The sequence below is a fragment of the Lutibacter sp. TH_r2 genome, assembly GCF_033101135.1.
In the GTDB taxonomy this organism is placed as follows: domain Bacteria; phylum Bacteroidota; class Bacteroidia; order Flavobacteriales; family Flavobacteriaceae; genus Lutibacter.
In genome coordinates, this window is sequence record NZ_JAWMPV010000004.1 from 252,883 (window position 1) to 278,180 (window position 25,298).

The 25,298-nt window shown below is 29.5% G+C and carries 26 protein-coding genes; 17 read left to right on the forward strand and 9 right to left on the reverse strand.

The window, feature by feature from the left end:
* The first annotated feature begins 38 nt into the window (after positions 1 to 38).
* The 6 genes from R3X25_RS12880 (at position 39) to R3X25_RS12905 (ending at position 6,922) form a co-directional block, all read left to right on the forward strand.
* Positions 39 to 323 carry a riboflavin synthase subunit beta gene (locus tag R3X25_RS12880; protein WP_317675329.1) on the forward strand — a complete coding sequence of 95 codons (285 nt, stop codon included), beginning with the start codon at positions 39 to 41 and terminating at the stop codon, positions 321 to 323.
* A complete protein-coding gene (mutL, locus tag R3X25_RS12885) occupies positions 323 to 2,137 on the forward strand; it encodes a DNA mismatch repair endonuclease MutL (protein WP_317675330.1) in 1,815 nt (604 codons plus the stop codon). The genes R3X25_RS12880 and mutL overlap by 1 nt, the downstream gene beginning before the upstream one ends.
* Positions 2,138 to 2,152: 15 nt before the next feature.
* Positions 2,153 to 2,875, forward strand: coding sequence for a rhomboid family intramembrane serine protease (locus R3X25_RS12890; RefSeq protein WP_317675408.1), 723 nt, complete (start codon positions 2,153 to 2,155; stop codon positions 2,873 to 2,875).
* A gap of 1 nt (position 2,876) precedes the next feature.
* On the forward strand, positions 2,877 to 3,707 hold the full coding sequence (locus R3X25_RS12895) for a rhomboid family intramembrane serine protease (protein ID WP_317675331.1): 831 nt from the start codon (positions 2,877 to 2,879) through the stop codon (positions 3,705 to 3,707).
* 1 nt (position 3,708) lies between these two features.
* The gene (locus R3X25_RS12900) at positions 3,709 to 4,722 is read left to right on the forward strand and encodes an endonuclease/exonuclease/phosphatase family protein (protein ID WP_317675332.1); all 1,014 of its coding nucleotides are present in this window, start codon (positions 3,709 to 3,711) and stop codon (positions 4,720 to 4,722) included.
* A gap of 73 nt (positions 4,723 to 4,795) precedes the next feature.
* Positions 4,796 to 6,922, forward strand: coding sequence for a S9 family peptidase (locus R3X25_RS12905; RefSeq protein ID WP_317675333.1), 2,127 nt, complete (start codon positions 4,796 to 4,798; stop codon positions 6,920 to 6,922).
* A gap of 113 nt (positions 6,923 to 7,035) precedes the next feature.
* On the opposite strand, the gene R3X25_RS12910 is transcribed toward R3X25_RS12905, so the two are convergent.
* Genes R3X25_RS12910 through R3X25_RS12925 form a run of 4 tightly spaced genes read right to left on the reverse strand, consistent with a single transcriptional unit; the run spans position 7,036 to position 11,068 of the window.
* Complete coding sequence (locus R3X25_RS12910) at positions 7,036 to 8,235, reverse strand: YeeE/YedE thiosulfate transporter family protein (RefSeq protein WP_317675334.1); 1,200 nt, start codon at positions 8,233 to 8,235, stop codon at positions 7,036 to 7,038.
* Between the two features lie 7 nt (positions 8,236 to 8,242).
* Entirely contained in the window at positions 8,243 to 8,758 is a 516-nt protein-coding gene (locus tag R3X25_RS12915; protein ID WP_317675335.1) for a YeeE/YedE thiosulfate transporter family protein, read from the reverse strand.
* A 4-nt stretch (positions 8,759 to 8,762) separates the two neighbouring features.
* Entirely contained in the window at positions 8,763 to 9,428 is a 666-nt protein-coding gene (locus R3X25_RS12920; protein WP_317675336.1) for a cytochrome b/b6 domain-containing protein, read from the reverse strand.
* A gap of 23 nt (positions 9,429 to 9,451) precedes the next feature.
* Positions 9,452 to 11,068, reverse strand: coding sequence for a tetrathionate reductase family octaheme c-type cytochrome (locus R3X25_RS12925; protein WP_317675337.1), 1,617 nt, complete (start codon positions 11,066 to 11,068; stop codon positions 9,452 to 9,454).
* A gap of 417 nt (positions 11,069 to 11,485) precedes the next feature.
* On the opposite strand from R3X25_RS12925, the gene R3X25_RS12930 reads away from it, so the two are divergent.
* Entirely contained in the window at positions 11,486 to 12,283 is a 798-nt protein-coding gene (locus tag R3X25_RS12930; protein ID WP_317675338.1) for an aldose 1-epimerase, read from the forward strand.
* A gap of 115 nt (positions 12,284 to 12,398) precedes the next feature.
* A complete protein-coding gene (locus R3X25_RS12935; RefSeq protein ID WP_317675339.1) occupies positions 12,399 to 14,018 on the forward strand; it encodes a glycoside hydrolase family 30 protein in 1,620 nt (539 codons plus the stop codon).
* Positions 14,019 to 14,073: 55 nt separating this feature from the next.
* Here the strand turns inward: R3X25_RS12935 and R3X25_RS12940 are convergent, their stop codons facing one another.
* The gene (locus R3X25_RS12940; protein ID WP_317675340.1) at positions 14,074 to 15,687 is read right to left on the reverse strand and encodes an ABC transporter substrate-binding protein; all 1,614 of its coding nucleotides are present in this window, start codon (positions 15,685 to 15,687) and stop codon (positions 14,074 to 14,076) included.
* The gene (locus tag R3X25_RS12945; RefSeq protein WP_317675341.1) at positions 15,671 to 15,988 is read right to left on the reverse strand and encodes an antibiotic biosynthesis monooxygenase; all 318 of its coding nucleotides are present in this window, start codon (positions 15,986 to 15,988) and stop codon (positions 15,671 to 15,673) included. The genes R3X25_RS12940 and R3X25_RS12945 overlap by 17 nt, the downstream gene beginning before the upstream one ends.
* Positions 15,989 to 16,028: 40 nt before the next feature.
* Here R3X25_RS12945 and mtaB point away from each other — a divergent pair, with 40 nt between their 5' ends.
* From mtaB to R3X25_RS12990, 9 genes are all read left to right on the forward strand, one after another.
* A complete protein-coding gene (gene mtaB / locus R3X25_RS12950) occupies positions 16,029 to 17,363 on the forward strand; it encodes a tRNA (N(6)-L-threonylcarbamoyladenosine(37)-C(2))-methylthiotransferase MtaB (protein WP_317675342.1) in 1,335 nt (444 codons plus the stop codon).
* Between the two features lie 3 nt (positions 17,364 to 17,366).
* Positions 17,367 to 18,011, forward strand: a complete 645-nt coding sequence (locus R3X25_RS12955) for a MarC family protein (RefSeq protein WP_317675343.1) — start codon at positions 17,367 to 17,369, stop codon at positions 18,009 to 18,011.
* Positions 18,011 to 18,667, forward strand: a complete 657-nt coding sequence (locus tag R3X25_RS12960) for an alpha/beta hydrolase (RefSeq protein WP_317675344.1) — start codon at positions 18,011 to 18,013, stop codon at positions 18,665 to 18,667. Before R3X25_RS12955 ends, R3X25_RS12960 begins: the two co-directional genes overlap by 1 nt.
* A 73-nt stretch (positions 18,668 to 18,740) precedes the next feature.
* Positions 18,741 to 19,664: a lytic transglycosylase domain-containing protein gene (locus R3X25_RS12965; protein WP_317675345.1), complete on the forward strand. Its 924-nt coding sequence runs from the start codon at positions 18,741 to 18,743 to the stop codon at positions 19,662 to 19,664.
* A gap of 8 nt (positions 19,665 to 19,672) precedes the next feature.
* Complete coding sequence (locus R3X25_RS12970) at positions 19,673 to 20,041, forward strand: sulfite exporter TauE/SafE family protein (protein ID WP_317675346.1); 369 nt, start codon at positions 19,673 to 19,675, stop codon at positions 20,039 to 20,041.
* Between the two features lie 2 nt (positions 20,042 to 20,043).
* Positions 20,044 to 20,262: a hypothetical protein gene (locus R3X25_RS12975; protein WP_317675347.1), complete on the forward strand. Its 219-nt coding sequence runs from the start codon at positions 20,044 to 20,046 to the stop codon at positions 20,260 to 20,262.
* Complete coding sequence (locus R3X25_RS12980) at positions 20,246 to 20,728, forward strand: arsinothricin resistance N-acetyltransferase ArsN1 family B (RefSeq protein ID WP_317675348.1); 483 nt, start codon at positions 20,246 to 20,248, stop codon at positions 20,726 to 20,728. The genes R3X25_RS12975 and R3X25_RS12980 overlap by 17 nt, the downstream gene beginning before the upstream one ends.
* Before the next feature lie 76 nt (positions 20,729 to 20,804).
* Entirely contained in the window at positions 20,805 to 21,728 is a 924-nt protein-coding gene (locus R3X25_RS12985) for a sterol desaturase family protein (RefSeq protein WP_317675349.1), read from the forward strand.
* A gap of 45 nt (positions 21,729 to 21,773) precedes the next feature.
* A complete protein-coding gene (locus tag R3X25_RS12990; RefSeq protein WP_317675350.1) occupies positions 21,774 to 22,031 on the forward strand; it encodes a DUF1456 family protein in 258 nt (85 codons plus the stop codon).
* Between the two features lie 9 nt (positions 22,032 to 22,040).
* Here R3X25_RS12990 and R3X25_RS12995 read toward each other — a convergent pair whose 3' ends face one another.
* From R3X25_RS12995 to R3X25_RS13005, 3 genes are read right to left on the reverse strand one after another with little or no spacing between them, the layout of a single operon-like run.
* Entirely contained in the window at positions 22,041 to 22,676 is a 636-nt protein-coding gene (locus R3X25_RS12995) for a vancomycin high temperature exclusion protein (protein ID WP_317675351.1), read from the reverse strand.
* Positions 22,670 to 23,605, reverse strand: a complete 936-nt coding sequence (locus tag R3X25_RS13000; protein ID WP_317675352.1) for an NAD(P)H-dependent flavin oxidoreductase — start codon at positions 23,603 to 23,605, stop codon at positions 22,670 to 22,672. The genes R3X25_RS12995 and R3X25_RS13000 overlap by 7 nt, the downstream gene beginning before the upstream one ends.
* Entirely contained in the window at positions 23,605 to 25,275 is a 1,671-nt protein-coding gene (locus R3X25_RS13005; protein ID WP_317675353.1) for a S8 family serine peptidase, read from the reverse strand. The genes R3X25_RS13000 and R3X25_RS13005 overlap by 1 nt, the downstream gene beginning before the upstream one ends.
* Between the last annotated feature and the right edge of the window lie 23 nt (positions 25,276 to 25,298).

Below are 25,298 nucleotides of genomic sequence, written 5' to 3' on the forward strand. Positions count from 1 at the left end.
CATTAGAATATCTTATTTTTTAAGTATATTTGACTATTATGGGAATTTTAACAAGACGGAAAAATAAAAAATTCGATTACAAACCTAGATATTTCAAAGGTGAAGGAAATCCTTATGAAATTAAAAATAGATTTGACGAACACAGAACTACCATAGGTCCTAAAAAAAATTTAAAAGGAAAAATCAATACTGCTTTAGATGAAATGAAAACATCTGAAAATTATGGTTTTAACAAAACAATTTTAATTATTATAGCTATTTTAGTTTTAGTTTTTCTACTTATTATCGATTTTGATTTATCCATTTTCACGAAACCTTTTTAATGCCAGATATCATTCAGCTTTTACCAGATCATGTTGCAAATCAAATTGCAGCAGGAGAAGTAGTTCAAAGACCAGCATCGGTTGTTAAAGAATTACTTGAAAATGCTATTGATGCTGGAGCAGATACTATTAAATTAATTGTTATAGATGCTGGAAAAACATTAGTACAGGTTATAGATAATGGAAAAGGAATGAGTGTTACCGATGCTCGTTTAAGTTTTGAACGCCATGCTACTTCTAAAATTCAAAAAGCTGAAGATTTATTTAATTTACACACCAAAGGTTTTCGTGGCGAAGCATTGGCTTCTATTGCCGCTATTGCACATGTAGATTTAAAAACAAAACAAGAAAAAAATCAATTAGGTACTTTTATAAAAATTCAAGGTTCACAAATTGTTTCTCAAGAAAATATTGCTGCAAACATAGGAACTTCAGTAGCTGTAAAAAACTTATTTTATAATATTCCTGCTCGAAGAAATTTTTTAAAATCGAGCACTGTTGAAACTAGACATATTATTAATGAATTTCAGAGAGTTTCATTAGCGCATCCTTCAATTGCTTTTTCATTTCACCATAATGATAGTGAAGTTTATAATTTAACTGCCGGTAATTTACGTCAACGTATAGTTGCTATTTTAGGTAAAAAAACCAACGAAAAACTGGTTCCTATAACAGAAAATACTGATGTTGTAAAAATTTCAGGATTTGTTGCTAAACCAGAATTTGCAAAGAAAAAACGTGGTGAACAATTCTTTTTTGTAAATAATAGATTTATAAAAAACGCCTATTTAAATCATGCTGTATCAAGTGCTTTTGATGGATTAATTTCGAATGGTTTTCACCCTTCCTATTTTTTATTTTTAGAAGTACCCGCAAATAGTATTGATATAAATATTCATCCAACAAAAACAGAAATTAAATTTGATGATGAAAAAACATTATATGCTATACTGCGATCAACTATAAAGCATAGTTTAGGACAATACAACGTTGCTCCTGTACTAGATTTTAACAGAGATGCAAGTTTAGATACTCCATATAATTTTAAACATAAATCATCACCTTCTACCCCAAAAGTAACAGTAGACCCATCGTTTAATCCTTTTAAAAAAGAAGAACAAAAAAGTATTAATTTCCCGTTTAAACGAGAAACTTCAAATTGGGAAAGTTTATATACGGGTATTAATGTTGAAAATATTGAAGTTGAATCTGAAGCTGTAAATTCTTCATTATTTTCAGAAGAGAAATCAGCCGCTAAAACATATCAAGTTCATAAAAAATATATTGTTAGTAGTATAAAATCTGGTGTTGTATATATTCATCAAAATTTAGCACATCAACGTATTTTATATGAAGAATTTTTAGAAAACTGTACCGTTAGAGATGCCGCAAGTCAGCAATTACTATTTCCTCAAGAAATTTCGTTTAGTAAAACAGATCTTAATTTAATTGTAGAAATTAAGGAAGATTTAGAAAATATTGGTTTTTTATTTGGTACTTTTTCTAATGAAAACATTGTAGTTACAGGAATTCCAGTAAGTATTACTGAAAGTCAAACTACCATAATAATTGAACAATTATTAGATGATATAAAAAACGACATTCCTGACACTAGTTTTAGCCAACTAGACATAATGGCAAAAAGTTTAGCAAAAAGTTTAGCTATAAAAACTGGCACAAAATTAGATGCAAAAGAACAAGAAGAAATTGTAAATAAGTTATTTTTATGCAAACAACCCGATGTATCACCGTTTGGTAAAAAAACATTTGTTACTATTGCTTTAGAAGAAATTGATAAAAATTTTAACAATTAAATTGTTAAACCTATGATGAACAAACTTACAGAGGCTATTAAGCATCTTATTATTATAAATGTATTGTTATTTATTGCTCCAAAATTATTGGATTTTGATTTGCAAAATTTATTTGCACTGCATTTCCCTAAAAACCCAGAATTTGGATTGTGGCAATTTATTACACATATGTTTATGCACAGCCAATTTTCATTTATGCACATACTATTTAATATGTATGCATTATGGGCTTTTGGTACACCTTTAGAACAAATGTGGGGAAGAAATAAGTTTTTATTCTTCTACTTTTCTGCAGGTTTAGGAGCAGGAATTATTTATACATTAGTAAATTATTTTCAATTTAATTCTGCTTTTAATGAACTTATAAAATTAGGAGCTTCCTCTGAAGAAATTTATTCGTTAATGAATGCTACTGTTCAATATGAAAACGAAACACTACAAAAAGCGAACGAAATATATAACACATCTGCCGTTGGTGCATCAGGAGCTGTTTATGGTGTTTTAGTTGCCTTTGGAATGACGTTTCCTAATGCTAAATTAGGATTGATATTTTTCCCTGTTCCAGTAGCAGCCAAGTATTTTATACCTGGATTAATTTTACTAGATTTATTTTCAGGTGTCACAGGTTTTTCATTATTTGGAGGTGGTGTAGCACATTTTGCTCACGTTGGTGGCGCACTAATTGGATTTTTAATTGCATATTACTGGAAACAACATCAATTTAGACGTTGGGATTAGAATGAATATATTAAACGAAATAAAACAAGCCTATTACAAAGCCAATATAGTTGAAAAAATCATCTATATAAATGTGCTTATGCTTTTAATTACAAATCTGTTTAAAGGTTTTATTATTAATTGGTTTGGACTACCAGCTTCATTTGATGAATTTATTACAAAACCATGGACCTTAATTACGTATGGCTTTCTTCATTTAAGTATTTGGCATATTTTATCTAACTTACTAGTTTTATATTATTTAGGAAACTTATTTTTAAATTTTCATACCAAAAAACAATTTTTAAACTTTTACTTTTTAGGTATTATAGTTGGAGCCATTGCTTTTTTACTAAATTATTATATAACAAATAAAACTGGAAGTCCTTTAATTGGTGCTTCTGCGGCTGTTAGTACCATTTTTATAGGTATCGCAACTAAAATACCTAGATACGCTATACAACTCCGTTTTATAGGTAGTGTAGAATTATGGGTTTTAGCAGTTATTTGGATTGGTTTAAGTATTTTACAATTAGCCAACGTAGAAAATGGAGGTGCAATTGCACATATAGCAGGTGCAGCTTTTGGCTTTGTGTATGCTAAACAATTAAGTGCTGGAAATGATATTGGCAAATGGTTTGAAACTATAATCGACTATTTTTCCAATCTATTTAAACCTAAAAAAACATCTAATTTAAAAACAGTTTATAAATCTAAAAGAAGAACTGCAAACGACGTTTCCAAAACAAAACAACGTAAAATTGACGATATTTTAGATAAAATAAGCAAATCTGGATACAACGCTTTAACCAAAGAAGAAAAAGATTACTTGTTTAGAGCAGGAAAAAAATAATATGAAAAACTTATCCCTACTAGATAAATTTATGTTTTTTGTCAATTCAATTTTGGCAACATTACTGCTACTCTCCTATTTAAGTTATTTTATTTCGCCTAATAGTTATCACATAATAGCAACTATAAGTTTAACTATTCCTTTTTTAATAATTATCAATATACTTTTTGCCATTTATTGGTTATTAAAACTAAAAAAACAATTTATACTTTCAGTTTTTGTTTTAGCTATTGGATTTCAATACGTTTCTAAACTTTATACTTTTAACGAAAAAAAAGTTTTATTAACGTCAGATACTAAAGTGTTGAGCTACAATGTTAGAATGTTTAATAAATATAAAAACATAAATGAAGATAATATTGATAAAAAAATAGTTGAATTTATTACTGACAAACAACCGGATATTTTATGCTTACAAGAATACTCTAACGATCAAAATTCAGCTTTAAAGTTTACATACAAACACACATTTTCAAAAAATAAAAAAAGTTTATTTGGACAAGCAATTTTTTCCAATTATAAAATAATAAATAAAGGATCTTTGAACTTTTCTAACTCAACAAACAACAATGCTATTTTTGTCGATATTTTGAAAGATAAAGATACTGTTAGAGTTTACAATATTCATTTACAATCACTTCAAATAAACCTTAAAGAAGAAGAAATAAGTCAAGAAAATACTGAAAAAGTACGTAAACGTGTAGAAAACGCTTTTAAAATTCAAGCAAACCAAGTTGAATTAATAAAACAGCATCAATCTAAAATACATTATAAAACAATAATTTGTGGAGACTTCAACAACACTGCATTCTCTTGGGCTTATAATGAATTAATAGAAGGAAAAAACGATGCTTTTCAAGAAGCTGGAGCTGGTTTTGGAAAAACCTACGACCTCGCTTTTCCTTTTAGAATAGATTTTATTTTACCCGATGAACGCATAGAAATTAACAATTTTAAAACGTATAAGGTTAAATATAGCGACCACTATCCAATAATGGCAAGAATAACGTTGTAAAACCTTAATATTCTATCATTTTTTAAATCATTATTCTATAACTTTGTTTTATTACACAAAACTATTTTATTTTATGAAAAAATTAATTGCGCTTGCACTTTTCTGTACTTTTTTTATCAGCTTTTCTCAAGAAAAAACCTTAACTATTGACGATGCTGTTTTAGGATATTACAAAGGTTTATATCCTATGGGATTGCAAAACTTAAAATGGGTAAAAGATTCTGACACCTATGTATATCAAAAAAACAATGATTTAGTTTTTTTTGCAGCTGAAACTAACGAAGAATACAAAAAACTTACATTAGAAACATTACAAAAAACCTACCCAGATTTAAAACGTTTTCCACGATTAGCTTCAATTTCATTAGCTGATATTACATTTAATACTAGAAATGGTATTGAAGTATTTAACACTGTTCAAAACCAAAAAAGTTTTACTATTAATTGGGATTCAGAAGCTCAAAATCAAGAGTTTAGCAAAAAAGCTAAAGCCGTTGCTTACACTATTAACAATAATTTATTTATTGCTACAACTAATAATTCTAAAATAGCCGTAACAACAATTGAAGATAAAAATATAGTTTCTGGTCAAACTATTCACCGAAGTGAATTTGGTATTTACAAAGGAATATTTTGGAGTCCAGAAGGTAATTATTTAGCTTTTTATCAAAAAGATGAAAGCAACGTAACAGATTATCCTTTAGTTGACATTACAACCTATCCTGCTTCATTAAAAAATATAAAATATCCAATGGCTGGACAAGGAAGTGAAAAAGCCAAAATTGGTATCTACAACCTTAAAAATAGTAAAACTATATATTTAGATATTGATACTTCAGATGAACATTACCTTACAAATTTAACTTGGACACCAGACGAAAAATATGTGTTAGTTGCTGAAGTAAACCGTGGTCAAAACCATGTATGGTATAATAGATATGATATTTTAACAGGAAAAAAAGTAAATACCTTATTTGAAGAAACTAGCGATAAATGGACAGAACCAGAGCACGATGCCGTTTTTTTACCAAATTCTGAAACTGAATTTTTATGGTTTAGTGAGCGTGATGGTTTTATGAACTTGTACTTATATACCGTTGAAGGTGAACTTAAAAAACAAGTAACAAAATTCAATTGGGTTGTTCAAGATATTTTAGGCTTCGATAAAAAAGGAAGAAATGTGTTTATTTCAGGAACTGGAGAAGACGCTAGAGAAAAACACACGTTTAAAGTAGATTTAAAAAATGAGAAATACACAAAATTAACTAATGAGGTTGGTACACATAGAACACAATTAAATACTAACGGAACATATTTAATAGATTCTTATTCTAGCTTATCAATACCTACTAATATTGATATAGTTTCAACAAAAACGCTAAAATCTAAACAAATTCTTTCAGAAGAAAACCCTTTAAAAGATTACAAAATAGGAACTACCGAATTTTTAACTCTTAAAGCTGATGATGGAACCGATTTATATGGTAAAATTACCAAACCAGCCAATTTTGATACTTCAAAAAAATATCCTGTTTTAGTATATGTTTATGGTGGACCACACGCGCAAATGAATACAAATTCATGGCTTGGTGGTTCTAGTTTATGGATGCCAGCTTTTGCAACGTTAGAAAACTATATTGTATTTACATTAGACAATAGAGGTTCTGCCAACAGAGGTTTTAAATTTGAAAGCGTAATACATAGAAATGTTGGTAATGCAGAAATTAGTGATCAATTAAAAGGAATTGAATATTTAAAATCGTTAAACTATGTTGATAGTGATAGAATTGCTGTGAACGGTTGGAGTTATGGTGGTTTTATGACTACAAGTTTAATGCTGCGAAATCCTGGAGTTTTTACAACAGCTGTTGCAGGTGGACCTGTTATTGATTGGAAATATTATGAAGTAATGTATGGCGAACGCTATATGGATACGCCACAAGAAAACCCTGAAGGTTATAAAAAAGCTAGGGTTGCTAACTATATTAAAAATTTAGATGGAAAAATGCTTATTATTCACGGAAGTATAGATCCTGTTGTTGTACCTCAACACAGTATGGATTTACTAAAAGAAGCCGTGACTAACAAAGTACAAATAGACTTTTTCACTTACCCAATGCACGAACACAATGTACGCGGTTACGATAGAGTTCATCTAATAAAAAAAATGACTGAATATATAGTTGAAAATAATAAATAATCTTATTCCTATTGAATTGAGTATGCAATTCAGTTATATCGAATAAAAAAAAACAGGAAAGTTATACTAAATAGCTTTCCTGTTTTTTTATCTAAAATTTATACTAAACAAATCTAGCTACAACCTCCTTTAATTTTAACTACTTTTACTTTTATTGGAGCAGATAAATTTTTAAGTGCTTCAGTTAAAACTTCCATTTTATCAGTTAATCCTTTACGGTACTTATAAATATCTAATTCATGTTTAGAATCTCCATTTGGCATTTTTATATTTGTTGAAAATTGCTGTTTAAATTTATCAGAATTATCTGTTAAAATATAATTATCAGATTTACCTAAATACTCTGCCCACAAATAAGTAGATTTTACTAAACTTTCTTCATCAGCATAAAAATAATTTGTTTTTAAATTTTGTGTAAATATTTTATGCCATTCTCTTTTTCCAAGATCTTTAAACGGAATATTAATTGCCATTGGTAAATGGTATGCTTTGTATGCTTCAGGTGTTCGAACATCTATTACATTAATTTTATAATAATTGTTAGCTATCTCAAATGCAAGAGCATCTGAATCAATTTCATTAAAAATAGTTTTTTGCTGTATTTCAGGATCTTGTATTCTTTTAGCAATCATTTCATTTTTTGAAGGTGTTATTGAAATTAATATCAATAATATAAATGCTAACGAAATACCAGAACCATATACAATTAATTTCTTTTTAGAAAAGTTAAATTGACGATTATTAACCTTATTTTCAATTTTATGTGTCAAATAAAAAGCAATAAAAGCAATTGCAGTAAGCACAAAAGCAAAGGTTAATTTAGACATTCCAAGTTGTTCGTTAATTAGTACAGGTCCCCAATTTTCAGCTAAATAAATATCTTTAAAAAATGGATATGCTTCAGCAAATATTATAACTCCAAGTGCTGAACCAAAAACAAATGCTAAACCATCTATTTTTCCAATAGATGCTGCACAAATACTTGTTCCAGGACAAAAGCCTCCTATAACAAAGCCTAATCCCATAATGGCTCCACCAACTAGTGCTGCCCATAAAAAAGTAGGGTTTACATATATTAAACTAATATCAAGAAATCCAAAATGTGCTAATAATAACACACCAATCATAGCGGAAACTCCAGCTGTAAAAAATACTTTAAGAACTGTAAAGTCGTATCCGTAAAATAAACCCACTAATTTTTTTGTAGATGAAAAACCTGCTTGTTCCAATGCAAACCCAAAACCAATTCCGGATATAAGTGCTACAACAAGACTAAATTCGTTACTAAAAATAAAAGGTACTAATGGTCCCATATCTATATTATTTTAACCAAAGATTTCTAAAAAAATATGCAAATGCATACGCCGACCCAAATATGGCCAACATTGTAATGATACCTCCAAACGACATAACTGCCATTCCACTTAAAGCTGAACCACTAGTACAACCTCGTCCTAATTGAGAGCCTAAACCAAATAATAAGCCTCCAAGTATAGCAGTACCAATACGCAAGCTATTATTAATTTTAGGTCCATGCTCTATTTGTAAACCTACACGTTTTGCTAAAACTCCAGAAAAGAAAGCTCCTATAATAACTCCTATTACTTCCCAAACAAGCCAATCTTTTAAAGGTCCATCATGGGTTTCTGAATATTCTTTTAAATAACTTGTATTTGCTGTGTGATCAGGTGCTACTTCAGCAATTGTACTTAATGCAACACTTTTTACAGCTCCACTTGCTCCAAGTCCTCTACCTGTTACATAAATAGTTCCCAGTAAAACTAATCCTAGTATAAAGCCTGCCAAATATGGATTCATGTATGCTATCGATTTCATTTATTTACTTTTTTATATTGTTTGTTTTCTCGTTTACTTCTTTGTGTTGTTCATCAGATTCTTCTTCATCATCTAAATCTTCATATCCAGTAATCATTGCATTAATATTTGATGTTGGAGTTTCTCCTGTAGTAGTCATATATACATGTATTATTAAAAATACAATTAATAAAATTGCACCCAAAGTATGCCAAAAAGCAATACTTTCTAAAGGGTAGTCTTCAACAACTACCATGTTATTCTCATCAAATGTTTTATATAACATGTATAATATTCCAGAAATTAAAGTCATTGGAATAAGTACTAATTTAAAAGCCAAATAAACAATACGCTGCAAAGGATTTAATTTTCGAAGTTGAGTTTTTGCTGTTGGATGATGTTCACCTTTAAAAATACCTACTAAATAGTACATAATTTGTTCTTTCAATTTTTTTGTTGTTGGAATATATTGTCTCCATTCTCCTGTGGTAAAATGCCAAAAAATAGAAATTATAATAAGTCCAATAAGTAACCATGAAGCTGTTCTATGAAATTCTACAGCTTTTTCAAATCCAAAAATTTCAAAAGTACCATGTACCTCAAATCCTGTGATTGCTAAAAACATTATTAGCAAGGCTTGTGCCCAATGCCAAAATCGCTCAAATCCCTTATAAATATATACTTTACTCATATTAATTTTACTATAAATTGTTTTTATGAATCTAACCTATCTTTTAATTCTTTTTTAGAATAATCAATAACTTGTTTTTTATACCTATTATTGATAAAATCTTGACCTACACGAATAAGTGCATGACCAGCTACACCTAAAACCGTTATTATTAACAACCATTTTCCTATCAAATCTAACGTTGAATTAGTATCTCTACCTGGTAAATAAAAACCTGTTAATTTTTCTAAACGACCATTATTTCTTGTATGACAATCAACACAACTTAATGATTTATCTTTTGGAGAAACCATGTGATTTAATGGCCAATACATTTCTGTTTCAATAAAGTCATAATTTCCACTAAAAGGCTCACCTGTTATTTCCATTCCCTTTTTTATGGCTTTATCCCAATTAAAGTCATTCCAATATGCACCATCTCCTTTTTCATCACCATATAATAATGGTTGAATTAAACGATTATATTCTGTATCATAAATCTGATCTCCTGTATGAATTTTTACAGGAATTATTTTTGAATTTTTATCGTTATACGAACCGTGAAGTGTATTCATTTGAACTGGAACTTCGGTAATACTATCTCCCAATCTATATTGTTCTGCTGTACCGTTAAACCACACATAATCTGGCTTTACATTTCGTTCCCAAACAAAAGCCCCTTTTATAGACATATAGTTATGGTTTCCTAAAGAATCTTCTTCTTCGTAAGGAAAACCATCTTTTAATTTTCCTGCTTCAGACCATTTCCAAGACATTTTTGTTGAATTAACTTTTGCATATTCAGGAATATGACATGTTTGACATGCTATTTTTGAGCCATGTCGGTTTAACACATCTGAAAAATGTGGAGTACTAGTATGGCAATCTGCACAATTAGAACGATCTATGTTATTTGTTGAAACTGAATAAAGTTTTCCTTTTATTTGGTGATTTTGTGCAGTATGGCAAGCAACACATTCCATATTCAATCCGTTTGAAGCCATGTGTACATCAACCTCTCTATCACATGAAAGTTGAGCTACTTCTAAATCTCCATGCTTAACATTATTACCTCCTCCACTAAAAAAGTGACAAGAACCACAGTTTGTTTTAGTTGGCATACCTACACTTTGTGCTACATTGTGTAAATTAACAGATCTATCTGGATATCCTGCCATAGAAGCACCTTTTAAGTATTCTTCACTATTATCATGGCAAACCATACAATCTACATTTCTAGCATTTGCAAAATCAAATTCGTCGCTACCCATTCCATACCCAATATGGCATTTAGCACAAGCCTTTTCATTTGAATTAGAGCCAAGACAAAAATTGTTCATTACATTTTTTTTACCAGATGTATAAACACCTTTACCTTTAACGTAAGAAAGTCTATCCCAATTCCAATGCGATGAAGACATAATCTCTTTATGAGTTTCGGTATGACAAGTAAGGCAAGTTTCCGTTACTTCTTGAGGAGTTTTAAATTGAGCTTGTAAAATAGCTAACTTATGATGATCAACAGAAGGAACAGGTTTAAATGCATATTCCTGCTTTAACATTTCCAATTTTAAATTGGCTGGTTCATCACTATGAAAAACATTTACTGCCACCAACAAAGCAATAATAATCCCGATTACAATAGCTATTGATCTATACATTTATACACATTTTAAATTTATTCTACCAGAGTTCTAAATTTGTATTTTCCGACTAATAAAAGAGTAAAAAGTCTTAATAATAAAAAAGACAAAAAAAATAGTTAACTCCTATTAAATCAAAATTTAACGTGTATAAATATCTTACTATTTCAAAAATAAAATTAAACAAATGTTACATTATGATGAACAAATGTTACATAAAAAACCACTAAAAAAATATAGTAGCCTAAAATTTAGTAACATAGATTTTTTTAGGTAATAGTAATTTATAATGATTCTAAAATAAATTGAATTATAACATCCATAAAAAATAAGATTTACAACTGTTACAGACAGTTTTAAATTCTAATAAAAAATGAAATAACAATTAAAAAAAGGATACTCTATATTTGTAATATAAAAAATATTTAAAGTTTTATGAATACAATTACATTAATTAGCCCAGACAAAAATTCAAAAGTTAAAATTGATAAAGGAGAATTGGTTAGCTATGCTTTTAATAATGAAGAATTGATTCATCAAAAAGGAAATCCTGGGTGGAGAAATTCTGACACGGAAATGTTTCCAATTATTGGTCCAACTGAACCTAATAATTTTAGTGTTTTAACTCCAAAAGGAAATTACAACCAAGATCAGCATGGACTTTTACGAGAGTTAAACTATACGCTTAAAAATCAAACTGAAAATAGCTGTATTTTTATAAAAAAATATACTGCCTATACAGCTATTGAAAATTCAAAATATCCTGAAAAATCTAATGTTAGACTTGTTTCTTGGCCGTATAGTTTTACATTTAAAAAAATTATAGAATTATCGAATAAATTATTAAAAATTACGTTTGAAATTACTACTGAAAAAGAGATGCCTTTTATGTTTGGTTATCATCCAGCTTTTAAATTAAATGGAGAATTAGACGAAGTAATATCCTCTAAAACTCAAAAAATTTCTATTCCTGAAATTATAAAAGGTGGCGATATTGCTTATCCCGTTTTAAATACTAATGAAATTTTGTTAGTTAAAGCTACTGGTTTAAATCTACGTATAAAAACTACGGGTTTTAAAAATTTTATGTTGTGGACTCCTGTAAATAATATGTTATGTATAGAGCCAATTACTGCTTATCCATACGTAGCAAAAGCAATGCTTTCAAAAGAATTGTTTAATACTTCAAATGGGCTCAACACTTTTAACGTTTTTATAGAACCATTTCAATAAAAAAATTGAGAATAATTACAGTCTTTTTTATAAATGCTATGCAATTTTATTTCCTAAATTTGTTCTTTATAAAAAAATTATAGCGTTTAACAAACTTTTCAACATTATAAAAACAATGAAATTAAATAGTTTTAAAAAAATTGAAAATAATTCCCATATAAAAGCAACAGTTTTATATGCCTTCATTATTTATATTTTAACTATAGGTTGCACTCCTAAAAGCCCTCATCAAAATTATACAACAAATATTTACCAAACATCACAAGCTGGAGATAACTTAAAATTAATAACTAATGAAAAAACTAAAACCAACACTTTACCAGTAAAAAAAGTAACTTTAGAATTGCTTCCTAATGAAGAATTTCAAAAGTATATCGGTTTCGGTGCTTCATTTACAGAATCTTCAGCATGGAATTTGGCAACTATCCCAGTAGAATTACGTAAAGAAGTATTAACTAAAATGTTCAGTCCAACAGAAGGTGCTGGATTTACCCTTACACGAACTCATATTAATAGTAGTGATTATTCAAACAACCACTACACATACATTGAAGAAGGTGATGAAGATCTTTCAACTTTCAGTATTTATGAAGATATAAGAGGATTTACTGGCGATGAAAACGATCAAGTGCGTGGTATTGAATTAGTAGAACCTAGTTACGATATAATCCCAATGATTATAGAAGCATCTGGTATACCTGGTGCAGACTTTAAAATTATCGCTTCAGCTTGGAGTCCTCCTTCTTGGATGAAATCAGGTGAAACTGCTGAAATGACTAACGGAAGTTTACTTCCTAAATATTACGGACTTTGGGCTAAATACTTATCAAAATATGTAAGTGCTTATGCCGAAAAAGGAATTACTCTTTGGGGAATGACACCACAGAATGAACCACTCCATTATCATGATGCTGCTTGGGATAGTAATGGTTTTACTCCTGAACAAGGTAGAACCTTTTTGAGAGATTACCTAGGACCTCAACTTGTAAAAGATGGTCATCTTAACCTTAATGATTTGGATGCCGGATTACGTGTACTACTTTATGACCACAATAAGTCAACTATGATTGATTATGTAAAACCAACTTACAATGATCCTGAAGCTTCAAAATATGCTTGGGGAACTGCTTTTCATTGGTATACAAATTCAAAGCTTAAAGAAAATAATTACTATGCTGATGAAGTAAATAAATTACAACAAAATTGGCCAAATAAAGGAATAATTCATTCTGAATCAAGTATCGATATTGATGCTAACGACCCTATTGGTCAATACTGGAGAGCAAGTACTGACTATGCTGGTACATTTGTACCTTTTGAAACTTATGCTTACGATATAATTACAGATTTAAATAATGGTACTCAAGGGTATGTTGAGTGGTGTAGCATTTTAAGTAATGAAGGTAAACCAAATCCCTACAACAATTTTAATAGTGCACCTGTACTTATCAATCCAAATACTGACGAAGTTATTTACACTCCGCTCTATTATTTATTAAGTCACTTTAGTAAGTTTATCCGTCCAAATGCACATAGAATAACATTGAAAGGAGATAAAACAGAAGGGCTTATTTATACCGCTGCAAAAAATACCGATGGCTCAATTGTTATTGTTGTTTATAACAATAATAATGAAGCTTATGAAATATCAATAGCATTGGAAGCCGATACTTATGCAACTCAAATTGCACCTAGAGCTATTCAAACTATTCATTTAAAAAACAAGGCTTTATAAAAAGTCTAGAAACTTGTCAACCTGAACTTGTTTCAGGTTGACAAAATTTTACTATTTAGATTGCTTCATCTTTTTTTACACGAGTTAAATCCAAATGGTTGATGGGATTAATACCCAAACCTGAAATATTTTTTTGTGTAAAACGCACCACCTCATCATAATATAAAGGTATTACAGCTGCAGATTCCATTACCAAACTATCCATTTGGTTATATAGCAATCTTCTTTTTTTAGCATCTGTAATTTTAATCGCTTTTTCATACAAATTATCATATTCTTTTGAACTATAATGTACATAGTTAGGTCCGTTTGGCGAAAAGTTTTTACTATGAAATATAAATAAGTAATTCTCTGCATCGGGATAATCTGCAACCCAACTTCCTCTAAAAATACTTAATTTACCTTGTACTTTTGTTTGGCGTAAAGTTGAAGGAGGCATTACGTGAATATGTACTTCTAATCCTGTTTTTTGAACTTCACGCTGAATGTACTCACATAAATCTAAATACTGACTATTGGTACTAATTGTTATTGACGGATTTAAATTACCTGTTTCTTTAATATAAGATTGTACTAACTCTTTTGCTTTTTCAGGTTGATATGTGTATCCTTGCATGTTAGTAAAACTAGGCAAACCCTTTGGAATAAAACCATTTACAGCAGGCGTTCCAATACCGTTTCGTAAATAACGAATCATTTTTACTCTATCAAAACCATAATTTAAAGCTTTTCTAATTTTTACTGAACTCACTTCGGTTTCTTCAGCATCTAAATAAATACCTAAATATTCAGTATTTAAATAAGGTCCAGAAATCATATCAATTTTATTAGCATGTCGTTCTTGTAAATTTCCCTCTGAAGTTAATAAATCATCTTTATAAGAAGCATCAATACTGCTCATAAAGTCTAAATTCCCCTGAATAAATTGTAAAAACTCACTTTGCTTATCTGGTAAAAACGTTACAGAAACAGCTTCTAAATACGGTAACTTAACTCCGTTTTCATCTTTTTCAAAATAGTAATGGTTTTTTCTAAATACCAATTTGGTATTTTCAATCCAGAGCTTAAACTGAAAAGGACCTGTACCAATAGGATTTGACCTAAAATTATCACCAAAATAATCAACAGCTTCTTTTGGAAGTACAGAGCAATATTTCATACTCATTAAACTTAAAAATGGAGGAAATGGTTGTTTTAATTGAACTACAAATGTACTATTATTCAATGCTTTAAACTCTTCTACAAACTCCAAAACCCATTTACCTGGTGAAATAACTGCTGGATCTTGCAATCTATTAAAACTATATTCAAAATCACTAGCCACAACTGTTCGAGTTGAATCTTTTCCAAATAATATATGCTTATGAAAAGTTACATCTTCTCTTAAATTAAATGTATATGTTTTTCCGTCTTCTGAAATTGTCCAAGAAGTTGCAATATCAGGTTGCACCTCTAACTTTTCATCTAATTTTACCAAGCCGTTAAATAACTGATTTGTAACCCAAATGGTTCGCAAATCTTTAGCAAATGCAGGGTCTAAAGTTGCAATATTTGCATGCTCGTTATACCTAAAAACTTGAGAATCGCTATATTTTTTAGTTTCAATTTTACAACTAACTAAAAACCAACAACTAAAAACCAACAACAACGTATTACTTCTCAAACCCATACTCTTTTTCAACTTTACAAATTCTAACTTTAAAAGCTTTATACCAATCGCTTCTACCCTTTTCTCTTGCTTCTGAATGTGCTACATTCTCTTTCCAATGTTGAATAGCTTCTAAACTATTCCAATATGAAACTGTAATTCCAAGTTCACTTCTTGCAGCTTCCATTCCTAAAAAACCAGCTTCTTTTTTAGCTAATTCTTCCATTCTAATAGCGGTTTTTGAATATCCATTGTTATTTTTAGTTCTTTCAGAAGTAAAAATTACCGCATAATAAGGAGGCTTTGTTGTTTTTGCTATCATCGTTTAATTGAGTACTTTTGCACTCGATAAATGTACAAGAATGAACGGACAAAAAAAAGTAGCCTTTTACACTTTAGGTTGTAAATTAAATTTTTCTGAAACCTCAACAATTGCAAGAAGTTTTCAGAATGAAGGTTTTGAACGTGTTGATTTTGAAAAACAAGCTGATATTTACGTAATTAACACTTGTTCTGTAACAGATAATGCAGATAAACGATTTAAAACAATTGTAAAATCGGCATTAAAAAAGAACAACAAAGCATTTTTAATTGCTATTGGTTGTTATGCACAACTTAAACCAGAAGAATTAGCCAATATAGATGGTGTTGATTTGGTTTTAGGTGCTACCGAAAAATTTAAAGTAACCGATTATATCAACGATCTTTCTAAAAACGATATGGGCGAAGTACATTCGTGCGAAATTGAAGATGCAGATTTTTATGTTGGTTCGTATTCAATTGGAGATAGAACCCGAGCATTTTTAAAGGTTCAAGATGGTTGTGATTATAAATGTACATATTGCACTATTCCTTTAGCTAGAGGAATTTCTCGTAGTGATACACTTCAAAATGTATTAAATAATGCTGAAGAAATTTCAGCAAAAGGTATTAAAGAAATTGTACTTACTGGAGTAAATATTGGTGATTATGGTAAAGGTGAATTTGGAAATAAAAAACACGAACACACTTTTTTAGATTTGGTAAAAGCTTTAGATGAAGTAAATGGTATTCACCGTTTAAGAATTTCGTCTATAGAGCCCAATTTATTACAAAATGAAACCATAGATTTTGTATCTAAATCTAAAAGTTTTGTACCACACTTTCATATTCCCTTACAAAGTGGAAACGACAAATTATTAAAACTAATGAAGCGTCGTTATTTAAAAGAAACATACACCAATAGAGTTACTGCTATAAAACAAAAAATGCCAAATGCATGTATTGGTGTTGATGTTATTGTTGGTTTTCCAGGTGAAACAAATGAAGACTTTTTAGAAACATACAACTATTTAAATGAGTTAGATATTTCATATTTACACGTATTTACGTATTCCGAAAGACCTAATACTGAAGCAGTTGAAATGGATAATGTTGTTCCACAAAATGTACGTACAAAACGTAGCAAAATGTTACGTGGTTTATCTGTTAAAAAACGTAGAGCTTTTTATGAAAGTCAGTTAGGAAATAAATTAACAGTGCTATTTGAAAGTGAGAATAAAGATGGCTATATTCACGGATTTACACAAAATTATGTGAAAGTAAAAACACCTTGGAATCCTGAATTGGTTAATACATTACATTCTATAAAATTAACAAAAATAGATGAAGATGGAATTGTAAGGTTTGATTGGGTAAAAGAACCTAAATTTGTATAAGTTATGACTGAAGATATTTACACCTTTGCTATTTTAGTATTTACATCGTTTTTTACGTTAATAAACCCTTTAAGCTCAATGCCGGTGTTTATGTCTATGACCACAAACTTAAGTAAAAAACGTAGAAGGCAAACCGCAAAAAAAGCAACACTTGTGGCATTTTTTACACTACTTTTATTCGCTTTCTCTGGTAAAATATTATTTAATTTTTTCGGTATTTCAGTGAATAGTTTTAGAATAGTTGGAGGTGTTATTTTCTTTGCAATGGGTTGGGATATGTTACAAGCTAGATTAGCGCATATAAAACATACTGATGATGAAAAAAAAATAGATGCTTATGTAGATGATATTTCTATTACTCCATTAGCAATCCCAATGATATGTGGCCCTGGAGCTATTACAAATGCTATTGTATTAATGGAAGATTCACATACACTATTACAACAAGTTGTATTAATTGGAATTATTGCATTTGTACTTTTACTAACCTTTTTAATTTATGTTGGAGGAAGTAAAATTATTGACTTTTTAGGTGAAACTGGAAATAAAGTTATGATGCGTTTAATGGGGTTAATTGTTATGGTAATTGCTGTTGAGTTCTTTTTTAGTGGATTAAAGCCTATTGTTATTGATATTTTAAATAGCTAATGAAACCAAAAAAACATATTTATTTTGTACCTGGATTAGGTGCAAGCTCAAAAATTTTTGAAAATTTAAAATTTCCTGAAGATAAATTTGACCTTCATTATTTAGAATGGCTACTACCCCTTTCTGAAAAAGAAAAATTAGAAGATTATGCCAAAAGAATGGCTGATTTAATTTCAGAAAAAAATCCAATTTTAATTGGTGTTTCGTTTGGAGGCATTATGGTTCAGGAAATGGCAAAACACATTTTGGTTAAAAAAATAATTTTAATTTCGAGTGTAAAAAGTAGAAATGAATTACCAAACAGATTAAAACTAATTCAAAAAACTGGAGTTTATAAATTATTTCCAGCTTCTTCTATAAATAATATCGAAGATTTTTCAAAATATGCATTTGGAAATTTTGCTAAAAAAAGAATTGAACTCTATAAAAAATATCTTTCAGTTAGAGATGAACACTATTTGCATTGGGCAATATACAATGTACTTCATTGGAAACAAATAGAAGCACCTAAAAACCTTATTCATATTCATGGTTTAGAAGATCATGTTTTTCCAATTAAACATATAAAAAACTGCATTCAAATTGAAAAAGGAACGCATATTATGATTCTAACAAAAGCCAAAATTATTAGTAAAATTATTGCTGATTTGGTATAATTGTTAAATTCATCATATTATTATAAAATCAACTAAAAAAAATCGTATTTTAAGCTTTTAAATAGGTAGAGTTATGAAAAACACAATAAAAATTTTGGGGCTAATTGCTGTAATTTTAGTAAGTTCATTATTAATATTCAGCACAAGTAAAAAAGAAAGTAACGTTTCTAATGTAGATACTGAAACGCCTAATACAAGTGAAACATATCAAATCCGAGCTTTAAAAGTTCCAAGTGAATTAGATTTTGCTGGAGAACGAGTTCCTCTAGAAAATAGTGATATTAAAGAGCGAATAGATCGTGAATTATTGGTTAACACTTATTGGCAATCAAATGGATTACTTCTGTTTAAAAGAGCACATAAATACTTTCCTATTATTGAACCTATTTTAGAAAAAAATGGAATTCCAAACGATTTTAAATATCTAGCAGTAATTGAAAGTGGTTTACAAAACGTTACTTCTCCTGCTGGTGCACGTGGATTTTGGCAAATTATGAAAACAACAGCTCGTGAACATAATTTAGAAGTTAATACTAATGTAGATGAACGTTACCATTTAGAAAAAGCTACGCAAGTTGCTTGTAACTATTTAAATGCTTCTAAAAAACGATTTGGAAGTTGGACTGCTGCTGCTGCTGCCTACAATGCAGGAAATACTGGTATTTCTAGAAGAATGGAAGATCAAAAAGTAGATGATTATTACGATTTATTATTAGGTGAAGAAACTAAAAGATATATTCCTAGAATAGTTGCTGTAAAGGAAATTTTATCGAACCCAAAAAAATATGGTTTTATTTTTGAAACTGAAGATTTGTATAAACTTCAACCAACTAAATTAATTGAAATTGATACTGCAATAACAGATATTGCAGGCTTTTCTAAAGAATTAGGAATTAATTACAAAATAATGAAAATGCATAATCCATGGTTAAGGGAGAATCATTTAAACAATAAATCACGTAAATTATATCAACTAAAAATTCCTAAAAACTTATAATTTTGAAAATGACTTTATCTACAGTAATCATACTTATAATAATTGGTCTTTTAGCAGGTGTTTTAAGTGGATTGGTTGGTGTTGGTGGTGGAATTTTAATGGTTCCAATGTTTGTGTTTTTTCTTGGATTAACACAGCATAACGCACAAGGTATGAGTTTAGCAGTAATGTTACCTCCAGTAACTTTTTTTGCTGTATATAATTATCACCAATCAGGTGAAATTAACTGGAAAATGGCATTAATAGTTTCTTTGCTCTTTTTTATTGGTGGTTTTATTGGTTCAAAAATTGCCTTACAAATAGACCAACGCATGTTAAAAAAAGTATTTGGAGTTTTTATGCTTTTAGTAGCAATTAAATTAATATTTGGAAAATAATTATGAAATACACAATTGGAATTATTTATATAGCTATTGGTTTATTTATGACCTACATTACTATAAATCAATATCTAGAAGATCATGATATTTATAGAATTATTTTTTCTTATACCACCGAAAATCGCAATACATTTTTAGCGATTAGAGGCGGGTTTTCAATACTAATTGTATTAATTGGAATGCAAAAAATTAGAAAAATTAATGATTCGAAAAGTTAAATTATCTGATGCTTCAGCTATTGCTGAAATTTATAATTTTCATGTTTACAATACTATTGTAACTTTTGATTTAATACCTGTTTCAGCTTCAGAAATGAAAGAAACTATTCAAAATGTTATAAAAAAATATCCATGGTTTGTGTATGAAATAGATAATAAAGTTGTTGGGTATGCTTATGCTAGTTATTGGAAAACTAGAAGTGCTTATGATGCAACCGTAGAAAGTTCTATTTATATTTCTGAAAAAGCTATTGGAAATGGAATAGGAAAACAATTATACAACCATCTTTTAAACGAATTAAAACAACAAAAAATACACGCCGTTATTGGAGGAATATCATTACCAAATAAAGCAAGTGTAGCAATACACGAAAAATTTGGCTTCAAAAAAGTAGCTCATTTTACTGAAGTTGGTTTTAAGTTTAATAAATGGATTGATGTTGGCTATTGGCAATTAACTCTGTAAAACAAATTACTTTAAAACAATAACTTTTACTTAAGGTAGTTATAAAATTGAGCTTTCATAAAAATTAAATCAATAAATGGATTTTACAAACCCTTTAGTATACGGAGTGCCATGCTTTTTAGCACTAATTTTAGTAGAACTTTCCTATAGCAAAACTCACAATAAAAAAGATTTGTACCAATGGAAAGATCTAGGTGCTAGTTTTTTTATGGGACTTGGTTCCGCCATAATTGCTCCTTTAATTAAAACAATTTCTGCCATTGTAATATTCAATGTTGTTTTTGAATTGTTTAACCCTGAAATTAACGGTGTCAGAACAAATATTTTAGGATGGGAATCGTTTGGGTACGCCTGGTACATTTGGATAGCTTGTCAAATATTAGACGATTTAACCTATTATTGGTTTCATAGAAAAAATCATACTGTACGCTTTCTATGGGCTGCTCATATTGTTCACCACTCTTCCGATAATTATAATTTAGGTACTGCTATTAGAAATGGTTGGTTTACCATTTTATACAAGCCTTTATTTTATATGTGGATTCCAGCTATAGGTTTTAGACCAGAAATGGTAGTAGTTTGTTTGGGAATTGAAGCTTTATGGCAATTTCAATTACACTCTGTTTATATTCCAAAACTAGGCTTTATTGAAAAAATATTCAATACACACACAATGCATCAAGTTCACCACGCTAAAAATGTTGAATATATGGATAAAAATCATGGTGGTTTTTTAAATATTTTTGATAAAATTTTTGGTACCTGGAAAGAGCTAGATAAAACAATTGCAATTGAATATGGAGTTACAAATGCTCCAAACTCTTACAATCCTTGGGTGATTTTAACGCATGAATATAAAGACATTTGGAACGACACTAAAAAATCTAAAAATTGGTATCATAAATTTATGTATGTATTTGGCGCTCCAGGATGGAGCCACGATAACAGTACACAAACCGTGAAACAAATGCAGTTAGAAATGAATCAACAAAATGATTAATTTAAATTATTGGATTTTTGATTTTTAAAAAATTATATTTGCCTTATGGGATTATCTAATAATGATATATTTAAAAAATTACGCGTAGCACATAAATTACGAGATACTGATATAATAGAAATTTGTAAACTTGTTGATTTTAAAGTTAGCAAAAGTGAACTTGGCGCTATTTTTAGAAGTGAAGACCATCCAAAATATATGGAATGTGGAGATCAATTTTTACGAAATTTTTTAAATGGATTGGTAATCCATTTAAGAGGTCCAATGCCTCCAAAAAACAAAAAACCTTCAATTAAAAAATAAATTTTATTTTTATTTTATTTCTATAGTCTCACCTAAAAATTTTGGTTGAACATTTAATAGAACATCAATAAATACTTTAACTCTAGCTAGTTTTTCACGAAGATTTGTTTTAAAACCATATCTAGAAGAAACATTTTTAGCGTTATAACCTATGGCATTTATATCAAATTGTTTTGCTAAATAAACCGCTCGTTGATTATGAAATTTTTGAGATATTACCGTAAACTTATGTAACCCAAATATTTCTTTTGCTCTAACCATAGAATCTAAAGTTCTAAACCCTGCATAATCCAAATAAATTTTAGATTCAGGTACACCTAAATCAATTAAATCATTTTTAAAAGTAGAAGGCTCATCATATTCTTTGGTACTATTATCTCCACTAATTAAAATAAATTCAATCTTCTGTTTTGAATACAACTCATAAGTAGCTTGTAAACGATATTTGTAGTATAAGTTTACATTTCCATTATTTAAATATTTTGAAGTTCCTAAAACAATTCCTACTCTATTTTTAGAAATAGTATCAATTGAATTGAACGTTAAATTTTCTGTAGTTTTTTCTATTTGATAATTTGAAACTAGAATGAAGCCAACACAAAAAACAATACATAAAACCGAAATTTTAAAAAGCGTTTTTAGCATAAAGCGTTTTTTACTAAAGTAAACTCTTCAACTATTTCGTTTAGTATATCAGCCGCTGATTTTATTTCATGAATTAATCCAGCAACCTGACCAATTTCTAATTCTCCTTCATCTAAATCTCCTTCAAACATTCCTTTTTTAGCTCTACCTCTACCCAACTTTTCTTTTAATTGCTCTATTGAAGGATTTTGTTTGTATAGCTCTTGTACATCATTGTAAAACTTGTTTTTAATTAACCTTACTGGAGCTAACTCTTTCAACGTTAAATGTGTAGCGCCATCTTCAGCTTTTACAACCTCATTTTTAAAATTTATATGTGCAGAAGATTCTGTACTTGCAGCAAATCTACTTCCTATTTGAACACCATCAGCTCCTAAAACCATAGCTGCCAACATACCTCTACCTGTTGCTATTCCTCCAGCAGCAATTAACGGAATTTTTAATTTCTCTTTTACCATCGGAATCAAAGTTAGTGTTGTAGACTCTTCTCTTCCATTATGTCCTCCAGCTTCAAAACCTTCAGCAACAACAGCATCTACACCTGCTAATTCAGATTTTAATGCAAATTTTACACTACTAACTACATGAACAACAGTTATACCTTTTTCTTGTAAAAACGTAGTCCATGTTTTAGGGTTTCCAGCAGAAGTAAAAACAATTTTTACGCCTTCATCAACAATAATTTTTATTATTTCTTCAATATTTGGATACAACATTGGAACGTTTACTCCAAAAGGTTTATCTGTAGCTTTTTTACATTTTTGAATGTGTTCTTTTAATACTTCAGGATACATAGAACCCGCACCAATTAAACCCAATCCACCTGCATTACTTACTGCTGAAGCTAATTTCCAACCACTATTCCAAACCATTCCACCTTGAATAATTGGATATTTTATTTTAAATAATGAAGTTATTTTAGAAGTCATTAATTTTTAAATATTTTAAACGATGTTTTTACATCTCCATTTGATAAACTGACCATATAAAGTCCTTTTGAAAAATGCGCTATATTTAATGAAGGGCTCTCTTTTTTAACAACTTGTTGAAGTTGCATTTTTCCTAAAACATTATAAACGGTAACTTTAACTTCTTCATAATTATTAGGAAATTTTATAAAAAGCTGATCTTTTACTGGGTTTGGATAAACCGTAAATTGCTTTACTAATTCTTCATTTGGAACACTTAAAACTTTGTTGTAAATACTTTCAAAATCAGGTATTCCATAACCTTCATGGTTGTTTGGATTATTATACAAATGAGCAGACTCCTTAATTAATTGCACAATTTCAGCATTTGTTTTAGTTGGAAACGCTTGCCATAAACAAGCAACTGCTCCTGCCATAATAGGTGACGCATAAGATGTTCCACTTCCAGAACCTACACTTGTAGATCCATTAACTACATAAGAACCTAGACCTTGAGAACAAACATCTGGTTTTACTCTAAAATCAGATGTTGGACCGTAAGAGCTAAAACCAGCAATAGTTCCGGATGAATCTACTGCACCTATTGTTAAAGTATTTTCCGCGTCAGCGGGAGCATTAATATAAGGCCAACTTGAATCATTTCCTTCATTTCCGGCGGATGTTACTAAAATCATACCTCTTGAAAAAGCAACTTCTGCGCCTCTAGAAATAAAAGTTGTTTGTCCGTCCATATCACTATACTCGTAATTGTGATCTATATTGTCAAAAAATATAGAATAACCTAAACTTGTATTAATAACATCTACACCTAAACTATCAGCTCTTTCGGTTGCTTCAACCCATAAACTTTCTTCTAAACGCACCTCGTTATTTCCATCTTCGGTTATAAATAAATAATAACTTGCATCTGGTGCAGTTCCAATATAATCTATTGTTGAAGTTCCTTCTCCATCACTCTCTAAAAAACCTGCCATAGTTGATAACACACTCATTCCATGAGAAATACCGGCATCGTATTCATCATTTCTATTCACGAAATCATAACCACCAAGTATACGTCCACTATTGTATACGTTACTAAAAGCCTCATACGTTTTTACACCAGGAAAACCACCATCCATAACAGCAATATACATATCTTCTCCAGTAAAATTATTTTCATGAAGTACATTTCCATTCAATATTTCAATTTGATTGGTTGCATTTCCATAATTTGGAAGCGCTTTAATTTTTCCAATTTTATCCCATTTAGAAACTTTTTGAGTTTTAGCTATTCTATTTTTTGTGTCTGCAATACTTCTATCTGCAAACTCTATAGAGCTTACAATTTTAGTACCTATTGGAAACTCTAAATCTATTAGATTATCAATATCTGTTTTTGAACCTTGAATGTGCAGTGCATTTAACCACTTTGAACGTGCTAAAACGGTAATTCCTGTTGCATTGGCAACAGCAGCTACATAATTTGCTTCTAATGGTGCATCTTTTATATCTAAAGGAATTGATTGTTTAGTTCTTCTATCTAAAGCTCTTTGGGTAAGAATGGTTAAAGGTGCCGCAATTTGGTTTGCCCCATTTGGTTTATCTACAAAATATACCCAAGCATCTTCTTGAGCATTTATTGAGAATATTGAAAAAAGGGATAAAAATATGAGTAGTTTTACTTTCATAATTTATTAAAATTTTGGGGTTT